Origin of the sequence: Shewanella sp. DC2-4, assembly GCF_013248875.1 — a bacterium.
Lineage (GTDB): Bacteria > Pseudomonadota > Gammaproteobacteria > Enterobacterales > Shewanellaceae > Shewanella > Shewanella oncorhynchi.
The window spans coordinates 480358-496176 of the sequence record NZ_JABRVR010000002.1 but is presented as its reverse complement, the minus strand read 5'-3'; the positions used below and the strand labels follow the sequence as shown (position 1 = coordinate 496176).

Annotated in this window: 13 protein-coding genes; 12 read left to right on the top strand and 1 reads right to left on the bottom strand. The window is 46.7% G+C overall.

From position 1 onward, the window contains the following. Positions 1 to 173: 173 nt before the first annotated feature. From HQQ92_RS02825 to HQQ92_RS02790, 8 genes are all read left to right on the top strand, one after another. On the top strand, positions 174 to 1145 hold the full coding sequence (locus tag HQQ92_RS02825) for a hypothetical protein (protein WP_105251557.1): 972 nt from the start codon (positions 174 to 176) through the stop codon (positions 1143 to 1145). 13 nt (positions 1146 to 1158) lie between these two features. Continuing rightward, complete coding sequence (locus tag HQQ92_RS02820; RefSeq protein WP_113939026.1) at positions 1159 to 2058, top strand: DUF350 domain-containing protein; 900 nt, start codon at positions 1159 to 1161, stop codon at positions 2056 to 2058. Between the two features lie 4 nt (positions 2059 to 2062). Continuing rightward, entirely contained in the window at positions 2063 to 3787 is a 1725-nt protein-coding gene (locus tag HQQ92_RS02815) for a polyamine aminopropyltransferase (RefSeq protein WP_173242937.1), read from the top strand. A gap of 78 nt (positions 3788 to 3865) precedes the next feature. Continuing rightward, the gene (locus tag HQQ92_RS02810) at positions 3866 to 4279 is read left to right on the top strand and encodes a YjfI family protein (RefSeq protein WP_105251554.1); all 414 of its coding nucleotides are present in this window, start codon (positions 3866 to 3868) and stop codon (positions 4277 to 4279) included. Between the two features lie 11 nt (positions 4280 to 4290). Further along, positions 4291 to 4980, top strand: a complete 690-nt coding sequence (locus HQQ92_RS02805; protein ID WP_028761835.1) for a PspA/IM30 family protein — start codon at positions 4291 to 4293, stop codon at positions 4978 to 4980. 163 nt (positions 4981 to 5143) lie between these two features. After that, entirely contained in the window at positions 5144 to 5797 is a 654-nt protein-coding gene (locus HQQ92_RS02800) for a hypothetical protein (RefSeq protein ID WP_173242934.1), read from the top strand. Between the two features lie 101 nt (positions 5798 to 5898). Beyond that, positions 5899 to 6228: a hypothetical protein gene (locus tag HQQ92_RS02795; protein WP_028761837.1), complete on the top strand. Its 330-nt coding sequence runs from the start codon at positions 5899 to 5901 to the stop codon at positions 6226 to 6228. 155 nt (positions 6229 to 6383) lie between these two features. Continuing rightward, the gene (locus HQQ92_RS02790) at positions 6384 to 7208 is read left to right on the top strand and encodes an ion transporter (RefSeq protein WP_105253058.1); all 825 of its coding nucleotides are present in this window, start codon (positions 6384 to 6386) and stop codon (positions 7206 to 7208) included. Between the two features lie 83 nt (positions 7209 to 7291). Here the strand turns inward: HQQ92_RS02790 and HQQ92_RS02785 are convergent, their stop codons facing one another. After that, positions 7292 to 8791, bottom strand: a complete 1500-nt coding sequence (locus tag HQQ92_RS02785) for an inorganic triphosphatase (protein ID WP_173242929.1) — start codon at positions 8789 to 8791, stop codon at positions 7292 to 7294. Between the two features lie 231 nt (positions 8792 to 9022). Here HQQ92_RS02785 and HQQ92_RS02780 point away from each other — a divergent pair, with 231 nt between their 5' ends. The 4 genes from HQQ92_RS02780 (at position 9023) to putA (ending at position 15527) form a co-directional block, all read left to right on the top strand. Then, on the top strand, positions 9023 to 9703 hold the full coding sequence (locus HQQ92_RS02780) for a TIGR00153 family protein (RefSeq protein WP_105251552.1): 681 nt from the start codon (positions 9023 to 9025) through the stop codon (positions 9701 to 9703). 26 nt (positions 9704 to 9729) lie between these two features. Beyond that, complete coding sequence (locus HQQ92_RS02775; protein ID WP_028761838.1) at positions 9730 to 11019, top strand: inorganic phosphate transporter; 1290 nt, start codon at positions 9730 to 9732, stop codon at positions 11017 to 11019. Between the two features lie 224 nt (positions 11020 to 11243). Then, the gene (locus HQQ92_RS02770) at positions 11244 to 11795 is read left to right on the top strand and encodes a TIGR04211 family SH3 domain-containing protein (RefSeq protein ID WP_173248552.1); all 552 of its coding nucleotides are present in this window, start codon (positions 11244 to 11246) and stop codon (positions 11793 to 11795) included. A 537-nt stretch (positions 11796 to 12332) separates the two neighbouring features. Continuing rightward, entirely contained in the window at positions 12333 to 15527 is a 3195-nt protein-coding gene (gene putA / locus HQQ92_RS02765; RefSeq protein WP_173242926.1) for a bifunctional proline dehydrogenase/L-glutamate gamma-semialdehyde dehydrogenase PutA, read from the top strand. Positions 15528 to 15819 lie beyond the last annotated feature (292 nt).

Below are 15819 nucleotides of genomic sequence, written 5' to 3'. Positions count from 1 at the left end.
CATGTTATGTTCGACGAGACTTGCAGCTACCTGATGTAACACACAAATAAAGGTTTACACTTTTATCTGTGGCATTTAAGGGTACTATAACCTGCGCGGCAGGCATATTGGGCAAGCGGATTATTATTGCCTGCAAGTATTTGAGTTTTATTTCATTACCTTTTGGAGAAAACATGGCAGGAATGCTAACCCGTGTTCTCACATCGATACTTTTTTTAGCCGTTTCGCTATCGCTGACGGGTTGTGGCGATGACAGACCGGATAAAATCGCGAAGTATCAACAACTCACACAGCAACGTCTCGCTACGCTCACGACGATGATCGATGACGGCCAGTTGCGTAACGCTAATCTCTTAAAACAATACACGACACTGCTAAAGCAACAGAAACCCGATTTAGCACCCTTACTCGATGAATTAGCAAAGGATTCTGGTACCCAAGGTCCCATGTATACCTCGCTAAAACGTCGTTTAGATGAATCGAAAGTGGCGAGTAACTTTGCTGATCTCGATCAACAGCTGGCCGAAGCAGAAAATCTTTATCAAGCCGCAGATCCCAGTCTGTTTAACGATATGTTGTCTGATCCCGTCAACGTGGTCGCCGATATGTCCGACGGCAAACTGGCTCGCGTAAATGCGATTAGCCGTGAGGCCGCAACATTAGCCAATGGCGGTGAAGATTTTGGTCCAGGCAGTCAATTAGTTGGTAATCCCTCTTACGGCAACTGGCAAACCGACTCAAGCGGCACTTCGTTTTGGGCTTGGTATGGCATGTATTCGATGTTTTCGAATGTCTTCAATCGCCCAGTTTCCTACGATCGTTGGTCGGGTAACCGAGGTTATAGCTATTACAATGACGTAGGTCGTTATCGCTATACCTCACCCAAACAAGCGGATGCGCAAAATAAGACTTTCGAACAAACGAAAAAACGTTTCGACTCACAAGGCAAGCGCTTTGACAGCCCTTATGCTAAGCCGCGAACTGGTGGCACGGCGTTATCCCGTGAAAGTACCAGCGCACCTAAGGCCAGCACGACAAGTGCGAGCAAGAGTTCGAACAGTAAGTTTCGATCTAACTATGCTAAAGACAGCAGTTTCCGCAATTCCAGCAATCGCACGACCCGCAGTGTGCGCCGGGGCAAGTAACTAAGGATTTCCAATGACATTATTTCAGGATTTCGGTATCACACCAGAGCTAGCCATCATTCTGGCTATCGATCTCACCATAGCCGTGATTTTGCTAACGCTAATGCGTTATTTGCAAGGTTGGAGTGTAAAGGTCAATAGCAGTAAGGAGCTGGCAGAGCGGGATAACTTTGCCTTTGGCATAAGTACCGCTGGCGCAGTTGCCGCCCTAGGCATAGTACTTACAGGCGCTATCACAGGCGCTGCGGCACACTCTTATCTTACCGAAGCGATTGGCATGAGCTGCTATGGTTTATTCGGTTTAGTACTGATTAAACTCGGCCGTTTTCTCCACGATAAAATAGCGCTAAATGAGTTTGATAAGAACGAGCAAATCATCAAAGGTAATGTGTCCGTCGCTATCGTCGATGCCAGCGTTGCTATTGCTACCGCCATTATCATTCGCTCCGTCTTGCTGTGGGCAGAAGATTTAACGGTCGATACCTTCATTGCCATCTTCAGCGCCTTTGCGATTTCTCAGTTGATGTTAGTGCTACTCACGCGCTGGCGTGAAAACCGTTTCGCAAGCCGCAACCAAGACTCGTCTATGCAGCAAGCCTTAGCCCAAGGTCATACAGCGTTAGCGCTACGCCATGCGGGTTATATGATTGCTATGGCACTGAGCTTTAATGCCGCCAGTCACTTTATTATTTATAATCCAACGGCTTATGTGACTAACGTGATCGGTTGGTTAGTGTTCTCAGTCATTATGCTGATCGCACTCTCCTTACTGCTGTTCGTCGTGAAGAAACTGGTATTGGCCCGTATCGATTTAGCCGATGAAGTGGAAAGACAACACAATATCGGTATCGCCGCAGTAGAAATGGCGATCAGTATCGCTATCGCTCTTATTCTTACGGCACTGATGGCTTAATCGAATGCAAGAAATTAGCTTAACTCCCTCGGCGGCTAAACCTAGCCGCCTAGGTTGGTTCGACGATGTTCTCTTATTGGGCATTATGGCCGTATTAGCAGGTTGCGGCCTGATCTACGAATATCTTTTATCCCACTATGCGGGCCGCATTTTAGGCGCATTAGAAGCCGCCATTTACACCATGATAGGCTTAATGATTGTCTCCATGGGGCTAGGTGCCTTCGCCGCGCGTAAGATCCGTGATGCCTTTACCGGTTTTGTGATCTTAGAACTCACAGTTGCACTCTGTGGCTCACTCGCCATTTTAATCACAGCAGCGGTGATTGGTTTTGGTCAACAACTGCCATTGATCATTGCTAACACCTTAGGTTTACCGCCAGATCAACTGCCCGAAGGTGGCATGATAGGCTCGCTGCAAAAACTCAGCGAATACTTACCCTATGTGTGGGGTGTGTTATTGGGCCTGATGATTGGTATGGAAATCCCGCTGATTGCTAGGGTTCGCCAATCCCTTTCCGACGAGCATTTACTGCATAACGCGGGCACAATTTACGGAGCTGATTACATAGGCGCAGGCATAGGTGCCGCCATTTGGGTTGGCTTTATGCTCGCCATCGATATCCAACTCGCCGCCGCCTTAACCGCCAGTTTCAATCTATTGGCAGGTTTTGTGTTTATCTGGCGATTCTGGCCTAAAATCCGCCGCCCTAAACTGCTTTTGAGTGGGCATTTTATCGTGACTGGTGTCTTACTCGTATTAGCAATCCACGGCCCACGCTGGGAGCAAGAATTCAATAATTTGCTCTATAAAGACAAAGTGGTTTACGCCAAGGCGACACGTTTCCAACAGCTGACCTTCACCGAGCGGTTGCGCGGTAACGGTCTGCCGCCCGTTTATGCTTTATACATCAATGGTCGCTTACAATTTTCTAGCATAGACGAGCACATCTACCATACGTTTCTCGTTCATCCTACGCTCGCGGCCAGTGCCCGTCACAATAAGGTGCTGATCATTGGCGGCGGTGATGGACTCGGTCTCAAACAAGTACTGCGCTGGGAACCAGAACAAGTCACGCTGCTCGATCTCGATGTAGGCCTAGTGCAATTATTTAAATCGCCCGATACAGATATGCCCGATAGTCTCAGTCGCGCTATGTTGGCGCTCAATGACAACGCACTGAACGATCCCCGTCTCACAGTGATCAACGACGATGCATTTAATGGTGTCGATAAACTAATTGCCACAGGCGTGAAATACGATGCGATTATCGTAGACTTGCCTGATCCGAGCCATCCCGATCTTAATAAGCTGTATTCGGACTATTTCTACCGTAAATTAAAGGAACTTATGAGCAGTGATGGCGCTCTGACTGTACAGTCAACATCGCCTTACCATGCCCCTAAGGCCTTTATTTCGGTAGCAAAAACCTTGGCATTGGCGGGATTTGACGTCAAGCAGTACCATCATAATGTGCCCAGTTTTGGCGAATGGGGCTGGAGTATTGCAACCTTAGGCGGACTCGATGCACAACACAGATTAGCGAAGTTAACTGAGTTGCCCATCGAAGATGATTGGCTCACTTTAGGTTTAGTGGATGGCGCCTTTGAGTTTCCAGCCAATTTTTATCAAGATGCCGCCAACATAAAACCCAATGAATTGGGTTCATTGCAGCTGTATCACTACCATTTGCAAGATTGGTCCGAGAATCAAGGACTGGATCTTTTTTAATAGGATGAGATAGTACTTGACATATTATGTCTCGGTGCTATCTTTGAACACAGACATAATATGTCAATAAGGACAAATATGAATATCCATACCATTGCCAATCACCTCAACAGTCTTGGCAACAACAGCCAAACTGGCTTTCAATTTGATTGTTATCCAATCGATGGTGAAGTCGAAGTGTTGCAAGTGAATGTGGTCGGCCGTGAAGAAATCCCGGTATTTGTATCGGTAACGGACAACCAAGTACTTTGCATCAGCTACCTGTGGGGCGAGAACGAAGTAAATCAAGAACGTCGCAGTGAAATGTTTGAAACCATGCTAGAGCTCAACATTCCAATGCCCTTGTCAGCTTTTGCAAAAATTGATGACAAATACGTGGTTTACGGTGCGCTATCACTACAATCTAGCATGCTCGAAATCGAGCAAGAATTAGCAGTTTTATCTGATAACTGTTTAGAAGTTATTGATGAATTGGTCGACTATCTGAAATAAGGAGCCACAAAATGGGCATTCTGAATAAAATTTTAACAGCGTTTCGCGGTGGTGCCACCGAAGTTGGCCAAAGCATCGTTGACGCAAACTCAACCCGTATTTTCGAACAGGAAATCCGTGATGCAGAAAAGCATTTAACCAATGCTAAACGTGAACTGACCGATGTCATGGCAAAAGAAATGCAAGCCAGCCGTGAAATCGACCGTCTGAAACGTTCGATTGCAGAACACGAAGGTTATGCAACTCAAGCATTGGACAAAGGTAATGAAGCCTTAGCGATTGAAATTGCTGAAAAGATTGCTCAGTTAGACCAAGAGTTGTCTGAGCAACAAAGCGCCAACGACAGCTTTAGCGCCCATGCTGCACGCTTGAAAGACTTAGTGAAGAAAACCGAACGCCAACTGTCTGATTATCAACGTCAGTTGAGCATGGTTAAAACCACTGAAAGCGTGCAAAAAGCGACGGCAACCATTACTGACTCGTTCGCGTCTAGCAACTCTAAGCTGCTGAACGCTAAAGATTCACTAGAACGTATCAAGGCACGTCAGCAACAATTTGACGACCGTTTAAAAGCGGCTGAAACCTTAGCCGATGAAAACAGTGATAAGTCGTTGCAAGCCAAACTAGCCGAAGCGGGTATTGGTGAGCAAAAGTCAAACGCAAATGCAGTGCTAGATCGAATCAAAGCACGTAAAAGCTAAGCAATGATTGACCGAATGCCGAGTCTCAGTGGGATCATCACCCCCTACTGACCTCGGCATTTTTTGTTTCATCCTCATTAAATAAAAATGACCACTATTGCCCGTGAATATCCGCAGCCAATCAATATGAGGCCGCACGCGAGCATAGTCAGCAGGAGTCACTATGGGATTTTTCAATAGTATTTTTGGTAAGAAAGCCCCGCCACAGCGCGAGCTCAATCACCCGTCCCAGCTCGATGTCGGCGACATGATCTCAATCGATGATAGTTTTGCCCTGCCACCACAACTCCGTGGTCAACAATTAAGAGTCGAAGCCGTACATACTTACGAGTCTGAACGTAAACAACACTCCGAGTGGTTACTCAAGGGACATGGTAGTGATACTCTCTTTTTGAGCATTGAAGAAGACGACGAAACCTATCTCGCCTTTTCGATTAAGGTTTCCCGCGCCCAAGTGGAGCAATTATTCGATCTCGAGCAATTCAGCGCCCTGTTCGAGGAACCGGGTCATGCCGAGTTAACTACGCAAGTATTACCGGCCGACTTAGCTGAACAACTTGAACAATGGCTTGGAAAACAATACCACCAAGTGACTTTTGCCGCTTTTGGCTATTTCCATCGTCAGGATTATCGTGGCCAAAAGCCGCCACAGGATGCCAATGGCGCCACAGGTGAGCCCTTTGAGTACTATTTATTACTTGATGACAATGAAAGCTGCGCCGTCGAAGTGGAAGTCTACGAAGGGGGTGATACCGATGTTGTCTTGACCCTATATCGCCCGCTAACGGATATTCGGGAATACTGGCCGGCGAAATAACACGAAAATAAGATAAAGTGCGTGCTCGCACTTTATCAATAATCCCAATACAATCTCACAGATAAGCGCTAGAAACGGTTGATAGCAATAGGTAATACGCCATGAGTAAAACCAAACACCCTCTGCCCGAGCAATGGTTAAAGAACCAACAAGCCGCTAAGGCGACACAGGTTGCCTTCGATCTCGATGAAAAATTTCAATACTCTATTCGTAAAGCCGCGTTAGATGCAGGCGTTAGCCCTTCTGATCAAATTCGCACTATTTTAGGTCTTAGCGTATCGAAACGGCCAACGCGTCCGCGTCTTACCGTGTCACTCAATGCAGATGACTATGTGCAACTGGCAGAGAAATATGGTTTAAGTGCCGATTCACAGCTAGAAATTAAACGCCGTGTGCTCGACGATTTAGTCCACTTTGTTGATGAAACCTAAAGCAACGCTGATCTCAAGCGCCAACCCTTCTTACCATTGGCTGGCGCGATTAATCGATATATAGCCCTTTTATTAACTCAGTCAATTTACTCACAGCCTAAAGTCTTTTACTTTAGTAGTGATATTCGCCGCACTTAACAGGGATCATGTTTGGCATGACAGATAAAACCCCATGGTCGCTTCGCACCCTTGGCACTCCTTCTCCATTCGAAATGGCGATGATGCTATTGTCCTTGCTGTCGGTGATCATAGTACTTGTCATGACCTTCGGCCGCCTAGATAGCGAAACCTACCGCTTACTCTTCTTTGTCGATACCAGTATTTGTATGATTTTTATGATCAACTTCTTTGTTGGGTTGATCCGTGCTCGCGATAAACGCTTTTTCATTAAACACCATTGGATTGATTTTATTGCCAGTATTCCGGCGATTGAAGCCCTACGTATGGCACGGCTTTTTCAAATCCTACGGGTAATACGCCTGATCCGCATGAGTCGCTCACTGCTGCTCCCACTGGTAAAACAACGTAAACAAGCCACCTTAGCCAGTTTACTGGTTGCTATGGTGACGATTCTGACATTAGCTTCCGTCATTATGCTCATCGTCGAAAGCGGCACCGAAGGCGCCAATATCCAGACCGCTGAGCAAGCGATTTGGTGGGCATTAGTCACTATCTCTACCGTCGGCTACGGCGATTATTATCCTGTAAGCACAGCAGGCCACATCATAGGTGGTGTGGTCATTGTCAGCGGTGTGAGTTTTTTTGGGGTGATTTCAGGCTATATGGCGTCGGTATTTGTCGCGCCAGATGAATCTGAACGCCAAGAACGCCAAGATGCGCATAAAGCCGAAATCAAATCAGAGCTTGAATTAGCCTTAGCGAGAATGGAAGAGAACCAACAAAAAATAGAACAAAATCAAGCGCAAATGCTGGCTCAAATTGCGGAACTTAAGCAGGCTATCGAAACAAAAAATAGCTGACTTTGTTGAGAAAACGGACTAATGAAAAGGCTCAATCTATATTAGATTGAGCCTTTTCCGTTTATCAGCGATAAAAAGTAATATTACCAGTAGACCTGCTGTTGCATCGCGTTACGGCGTGTCGATTCCATAGCAAACAACAAACTCTGCTGCTTGTCTTCCAGCCACTCAGCTAAATTGATATCTAACTCCCGACTCGCATCCTGTAAGGCGCGATAACAAGCCAAAGTTTTAATCCCAAGCGCGAGATCTTGCCAAGGTGCACGAAATGCGTCCCGTGATTTCGCCTCATATAAACTGCCGTAGGCATGACCCACAAGAATGCTCGCATCCAACACTGTGGCCACTTGTAGATAATTTGCCGCTGTCATGACGCTATTGAGTGGCATGACCTCAATTATCGCCATCCAAGAAGCTTGCTGAGCACGATCGGCATGCTGGCGTAAGCTAGGCTGATGGGTGATGTCCACTTCACCAGCACTGATCTTTAGCAACAGTTCAACAATAGCCAGCTGTAATTGACCATATTCGGTCTGTTGCCATAGGGAGAGTAAGCGTTCCGTCAGATTAATCTCTGTCAGTTGCGCCAGAAGTCGCGCCTTAACTTGGGCATGTTGGCCAAGTTTAGCAAATAAGCCTCTTTGGCTACCAAGCAAAGCGGTCAACGCCTGTGCCTGCTCAATAAAATCGAGCTGCTTTTCAATCAGCATAAATTGGCTAGACAGTGTCACATTCAATAATTCGAACTGATTTAAGGTCATTCGCAGCAAACGAATACAGGCGCGCATCCGCCACCATAGTGCCACACAGGCTTCAGGGTCACTTTCCTCTGCGATCATGCTCTCTAATAATTGCCAGCGCTCAAGGGCGGTTTCAAGCAGGATTTGGCAGTTTGCACTTAAATCCTGTGAAGAAGAAGAATCGTGTGACTCGGCCAGTGGCAGAAATTCCAATGCTTTTAAATCGAGCGGCTTAGCCTTGCCCGCCAATCGATAGCCCCGCTGCGCTTTACTGGCCTTACCTAAACGCACGGGCACCACGCTCGCCACTTGCATCGCTAGCTTAAGTAGCGCCTCAGTATCGCCACTGAGGAGTTCAAACTCGAGCTCACACAGGGCTTCTTGCTGACCATTTGCGGTGATTTCACCTATGTCTAACGCCACTTCGACTAAGCTGTTATCAATCTGAACATGCCAAGCGCGACGATAAAAATCGGTGTGAAATATACAAGTCAACTGAGCTTGCGTCGCCGCTAAATCAGCATCAGCGGGCCAAATGCTGGTAGGAAATAGACTTAAGGCTGGGCTATCGGATTGGATAGTCACATTGTATTCGGGCCGCGAATGAATGCCGCCCACGACTTGTCCTGCGGTTTTTATGGTCTGCTCTCGGTGCGCATCGTAACCGCGCACCCGCAATCCCATGTCCCACTGACGTAATTGCAAGTCAGGGGTGTCGAAGTAACCATTCGCCAAACGACGTTGACCTTGAGGTACGGCATTATCGAGACTATCTAACTTATTTATCAGGGATTCTTGATATATCGGCAGGAAAAACAGTTTTAATTCAATCTCAGCATTCATTGCGTAACCGCTCATTTTGTCATCAAATATTCATCGATGCGTCATCTTTAGTTCATAATGTCACAAATGTGTCATAAAAATCCCGTAGGATTTGGTTTTGCAGTTGGTATATAACCCGTTAGAATAAACCTGTCGTTTTTTCTGAAAAAACACAGTTTCAATACGCGGACGCATAGGTTAACATGCGCCCGCTTTTTCCAATAATGGAACAATCTAAATAGGTAAACGGCAATGCCAGTAAACTCTATTTTGGGCGTGTTTGCAAAATCGCCAATTAAGCCTCTTCAAGAGCACATGGACAAAGTACACGATTGCGCATCGTTACTCGTCCCCTTTTTCGAAGCCACTATCACAGGCAACTGGGACAGTGCAGTTCAATTACGTAAGCAAATTAGTTTAGCCGAGAAGCAAGCAGATTCACTGAAGCGTGAAATCCGCCTTACTCTGCCAAGCGGTTTATTTATGCCAGTAGAACGTACAGATTTATTGGAACTTTTAACTCAACAAGACAAGATAGCCAACAAAGCCAAAGATATTTCCGGTCGTGTTATCGGCCGTCAGCTGTTAATCCCTCAGGTCATGCAAGTCCCATTTATTGCTTATCTACAACGCTGTATCGATGCGGTAGCACTAGCAAAACAAGTCATTAATGAACTCGAAGATCTGTTAGAAACAGGTTTCCGTGGCCGTGAAGTCGACTTAGTGGCAAAAATGATCAACGAACTCGATATCATCGAAGAAGATACTGACGATCTACAAATTCAGTTACGCCGTCAGTTATTTGCTATGGAATCTGAATTGAATCCTGTCGATGTGATGTTCCTCTACAAAACGATTGAATGGGTCGGTGGTCTTGCAGATCTTGCCGAACGCGTCGGTTCGCGTCTTGAGCTTATGCTGGCTCGCGTTTAACAAATTAAGGTTATCAAGGTATCAATATGGTTGATGCAGGTATTGAGGTGGCTAACGTCTTAGTCACCAATGGCCCGTGGCTTATTGCCATTGCGGCTGCATTTGGTTTTCTCATGGCATGGGGTATTGGGGCGAATGACGTTGCCAATGCGATGGGAACCTCTGTAGGTTCAAACGCAATTACAATTAAACAAGCGATTATTATCGCAATGATCTTTGAGTTTTCCGGTGCATTTTTAGCTGGGGGCGAAGTTACCAATACTATTCGTAGCGGTATTATTGATTCTAGCTATTTCACTGCGACTCCTGAATTGCTGGTTTACGGCATGATAGGATCATTGTTGGCAGCAGGTATTTGGCTTGTCGTCGCATCGGCTCTTGGCTGGCCGGTATCAACGACTCACTCCATCGTCGGTGCGATTATTGGTTTCGCCGCCGTGGGTGTTGGTGCAGATTCAGTCTCATGGGATAAAGTGGGCGGGATTGTAGGCTCTTGGATCGTAACCCCCGCTATTTCGGGCTTTATGGCATTCATCCTCTTCCAAAGCACTCAAAAACTCATTTTTAACACTGATGACCCATTGAGTAATGCAAAGCGTTTCGTACCTTTCTATATGGCATTTGCTGGTTTCATCATGTCATTAATGACGATTATGAAAGGCTTATCCCATGTTGGTCTGCATTTCTCAGTTACCGAGTCTTACCTACTCGCAAGTGCTGTTGCCGCTGTAGTTGGTATCTTAGGTAAAATCGCCATTTCACGCTTACAAATGAGCGATAAAGCAGATCGTCAAACCCAGTTCAAAAACGTTGAAAAAGTGTTTGCGATCCTGATGGTTCTGACAGCTTGTTGTATGGCTTTTGCCCATGGTTCAAACGATGTAGCAAATGCGATTGGTCCATTAGCGGCGGTTGTTTCAGTCGTCAATAGCGGTGGTGAGATTGCAGCGAAATCACCTCTAGTCTGGTGGATTTTACCTTTGGGTGCCGTAGGTATTGTGATGGGTCTGGCGATTTTTGGTCAGCGCGTTATGCAAACTATCGGAAAAAACATCACTCACTTGACGCCAAGTCGTGGTTTTGCGGCAGAATTAGCCGCGGCAACAACTGTAGTTATTGCTTCTAGCACTGGTTTACCTATTTCTACCACACAAACCTTAGTGGGTGCGGTATTAGGTGTAGGTATGGCCCGTGGTATCGCAGCGATTAACATTGGTGTGGTACGTAATATCGTCGTATCTTGGGTTGTGACCCTACCAGCAGGTGCTGGCCTATCAATCATCTTCTTCTATATGATTAAAGGTATTTTTAATTAAGAAGTCTCGCTAAATGTGTTGCTGACATTAAGCAGTATTAGCGCCTAAGACTAGAAGGTCGTAGGAAAGATTGAATTAAATTGGAATGGTCATAGCATGGATGCCGTAAAGTTGAGGGAAGTCTATGACTTCCCTCTTGCATTACAGGCCTCAAATCCCTAGCATGTGCAGACTATTTCGTTGATGAGAATACAAAAGTGTTTAGACTCCTGACTCTGGTAGGAATGATCTTGCTGTCTTCCAACCTGCTGGCCGAAGGCCAATCCCGCTACATCTCGGATAACGTGTTTCTGTATCTTTTAGGTGGCCCTGGTACTGAGTTTCGAATTGTTGGATCAATTGAAGCGGGTCAACCTGTGACACTGCTCAACGAAACTCAAGGTGATTACTCCAAAATAATCGACCATAAAGGCCGTGAAGGTTGGGTACAAACCAACTTGATCAGTTCGACTCAAAGTTTCCGTGAACAAGTCCCAGTGTTAACAACTGAACTCGCACAGGCCAAAGCTAAGTTAGCAGAAGTATCAAGTTCAACGGATAATCATGCCGGCGAACTGCTCGAATTAAAGGCTAAACTAAGCGAGTTAGAAACCAACCTAGCTAAAACGACTCAAGAACGTGATCAACTGAAAAATGCGGTAGATCGCACAGCTCAAGACGAACGTTTTGAACTTTGGCGCCAAGGTGGATTAATCGCAGGCATGGGCTTAATCCTAGGCATTATTTTGGTGTATTTACCTAGACCACAACGTCGCAATAAAAAACGTTGGATGTGAGTCTGACACACAAAAAGTCTTAATTTACCTTCCAAAAGCCAGTGTTTGAAAACACTGGCTTTTTTGTCAATCAAGCGTTACATCGACTTATACCAATCACCTTAAATATCTAATCAGTTCAGAGCCTCACAGGCATCTCAATCCAAGGCGCATTGACGCAGAAATGGTTATTCCCTTTTAAGTCAATGCAACACGGGAGTGGGATGCCTGTGAGGCTCCCGAAGGGCGGCTGATGTTCACTACATGGCAACGCGCTTTATACTGCGTTCAAGGCTTTCGACAGAGCACCACTATGTCTTTAAGCCTTCGCCTTGTCTAAAGCGCGTTGAACTCCCGCTGAATGAACAGATATTTAATACGATTGGTATTATTAACAAGCTAATCAAACAAGCTTCACAATCTTTCACGCTATAGTGTTGTCCGTCACATTTTGGTTGTATAATCTGCGCGCGCAAACCTTCATATTGTATACAAAATATCAAATGCGTTTGGCGCCTCCCAATTTGTTTCAACAATAGCGCCCCAATAACGGCCAAGATGGAAGCGATAACTATGTTCAAAGCGAGTGAAGTGCTGGCAGGCCGCTACGATTCTGCCAATCTCGACGAACTGTTCAAAGCAGTCAGCGACAACTACATTGTCGATGAAGAACAATACTTGTCAGAGCTGATCAAACTAGTTCCCTCAAGTGATGAAGCCATAGAGCGCGTCACTCGTCGTGCCCACGAACTGGTCAATAAGGTTCGTCAATTCGAGAAAAAAGGCTTAATGGTCGGCATTGATGCCTTCCTGCAACAGTACAGCTTAGAAACACAGGAAGGCATTATCCTGATGTGTTTAGCCGAAGCGCTGTTACGTATTCCCGATGCCGCCACCGCTGATGCGCTAATTGAAGATAAACTTTCAGGCGCTAAGTGGGATGAGCATATGAGCAAGAGTGACTCAGTGCTGGTTAACGCATCTACTTGGGGCCTAATGCTCACGGGTAAAATTGTCAGCCTAGATAAAAAACTCGATGGAACCCCAAGCAGCCTACTCAGCCGTTTAGTCAATCGTCTCGGCGAGCCCGTGATCCGCCAAGCTATGATGGCAGCAATGAAGATCATGGGTAAGCAGTTCGTGCTGGGCCGCAACATGAAAGAAGCCCTAAAAAACAGCGAAGACAAACGTAAGTTAGGTTATACCCATTCCTACGACATGCTGGGCGAAGCGGCGTTAACTCGCAAAGATGCCGAGAAATACTATACCGATTACGCCAATGCGATCACTGAGCTCGGTGCTCAAAGCTATAACGAAAATGAATCACCGCGGCCAACAATCTCCATCAAGCTGTCGGCATTGCACCCACGTTACGAAGTGGCCAATGAAGACCGCGTCTTGACTGAACTGTACGACACAGTGATTCGCCTGATTAAGCTGGCACGTGGTTTAAATATCGGAATATCTATCGATGCCGAAGAAGTCGATCGCCTCGAGTTATCACTAAAACTGTTCCAAAAACTGTTTAATTCTGAAGCAACTAAAGGCTGGGGATTACTCGGCATAGTCGTACAAGCCTACTCTAAGCGTGCCCTGCCCGTACTGGTTTGGTTAACGCGTCTAGCAAAAAATCAAGGGGATGAAATCCCAGTGCGTCTGGTAAAAGGTGCCTATTGGGATAGCGAACTTAAGTGGGCGCAACAAGCTGGCGAAGCCGCTTATCCACTCTACACTCGCAAAGCCGGTACTGACGTTTCTTACCTCGCCTGCGCCCGTTACTTATTATCGGATGCGACTCGCGGTGCTATCTATCCACAATTTGCTAGCCACAATGCGCAAACCGTGGCGGCAATTTCCGATATGGCGGGCGATCGTAACCATGAGTTCCAACGCTTACACGGCATGGGACAAGAGCTGTACGACACGATTCTGGCTGAAGCCGGTGCTAAAGCGGTACGTATTTATGCGCCTATCGGTGCGCATAAAGATCTACTGCCCTACTTAGTTCGTCGCCTGCTGGAAAATGGCGCAAATACTTCGTTCGTCCACAAACTGGTCGATCCTAAAACCCCCATCGAGTCATTAGTGGTACATCCGCTAACAACACTGACGGGTTACAAAACCCTGGCTAACAACAGAATCGTTTTACCTGCCGATATTTTCGGTAGCGAGCGCAAAAATTCCAAGGGACTCAATATGAACATCATTTCCGAATCTGAGCCATTTTTCGCGGCACTAGAACAGTTTAAAAATACCCAATGGCAAGCGGGTCCTCTGGTTAACGGTAAAACCTTAACTGGCGAACATAAAACGATTGTTAGCCCATACGACACCACCCAAACCGTAGGTCAAGTCGCCTTCGCCGACAAAGCTGCAATCGAAGCAGCCGTCGCATCTGCCGAAGCGGCATTTACCTCTTGGGCACGTACGCCAGTAGAAACCCGTGCCTCTGCACTACAAAAGTTAGCCGATTTATTAGAAGAAAACCGCGAAGAATTGATCGCCCTGTGCACCCGTGAAGCGGGCAAGAGCATTCAAGACGGTATCGACGAAGTACGTGAAGCCGTTGATTTCTGTCGTTACTACGCAGTACAAGCCAAGAAGATGATGGCAAAACCTGAACTGCTTCCAGGCCCAACGGGTGAGCTGAACGAACTGTTCCTCCAAGGCCGCGGCGTATTCGTGTGTATCAGCCCATGGAACTTCCCATTGGCCATCTTCCTCGGTCAAGTGTCTGCGGCATTAGCGGCGGGTAATACAGTCATCGCAAAACCCGCGGAGCAAACCTCGATTATTGGTTACCGTGCGGTGCAACTCGCTCATCAAGCGGGTATTCCTGTCGAAGTGCTGCAATTCCTACCCGGTACTGGTGCGACTGTGGGTAGCGCAATTACGGCCGATGAACGTATCGGTGGCGTGTGCTTTACCGGTTCAACTGGCACAGCAAAACTGATTAACCGCACACTCGCCAACCGCGAAGGCGCGATTATTCCATTAATCGCCGAAACGGGCGGCCAAAATGCCATGGTAGTGGACTCAACATCTCAACCCGAGCAAGTGGTTAACGATGTGGTTTCATCGTCATTCACCAGTGCGGGCCAACGCTGCTCAGCGCTGCGCGTGCTTTTCCTCCAAGAAGACATCGCCGATCGCGTGATCGAAGTCCTGCAAGGCGCCATGGATGAATTGGTGATTGGCAACCCAAGTTCAATCAAAACCGACGTAGGCCCAGTGATTGACGCCACCGCCAAAGCCAACTTAGATGCGCATATCGATCATATCAAGCAAGTCGGTAAGCTTATCAAGCAAATGCCGCTGCCTGCTGGCACTGAGAACGGTCACTTCGTGTCGCCCACTGCGGTTGAAATAAATTCAATTAAAGTGCTGGAGAAAGAGCACTTTGGCCCAATCCTGCACGTGATCCGTTATAAAGCCGCCGATCTTGGCAAAGTGATCGATGAGATCAACAGCACAGGCTTTGGCTTAACCTTAGGCATCCACAGCCGTAACGAAGGCCATGCCCTCGAAGTTGCAGATAAAGTGAATGTCGGTAACGTCTACATCAACCGTAACCAAATCGGCGCTGTAGTGGGCGTACAACCTTTCGGCGGTCAAGGCCTGTCAGGTACTGGCCCTAAAGCCGGTGGCCCACACTACTTAACCCGTTTTGTGACTGAAAAGACCCGCACTAACAACATCACCGCCATAGGTGGTAATGCCACGTTACTGTCACTGGGTGATAGCGAAGAATAAGTACACTGAACTTGCTTTAGAATATCGCGATGCATCTTTAGCCATCGCGATAACAATAAAAAAGCCAGACTGAGTCTGGCTTTTTTATTGGCTAATTTTTATCTCTCAAAGAGATTTCTTCACAACCCTCAGAATGAAATATCTATCCCTTAATATCGGGCTATTGCGAGCGAGTTCAAATTTTTAATCGACTTGATTTTAAAGCACTTGTAGGGGATTGCACATCGTCGATAAAAGCCCTCATAATCACACTCTAATTAGACTTGATGATTTTTGATTTCTACTTTTGACT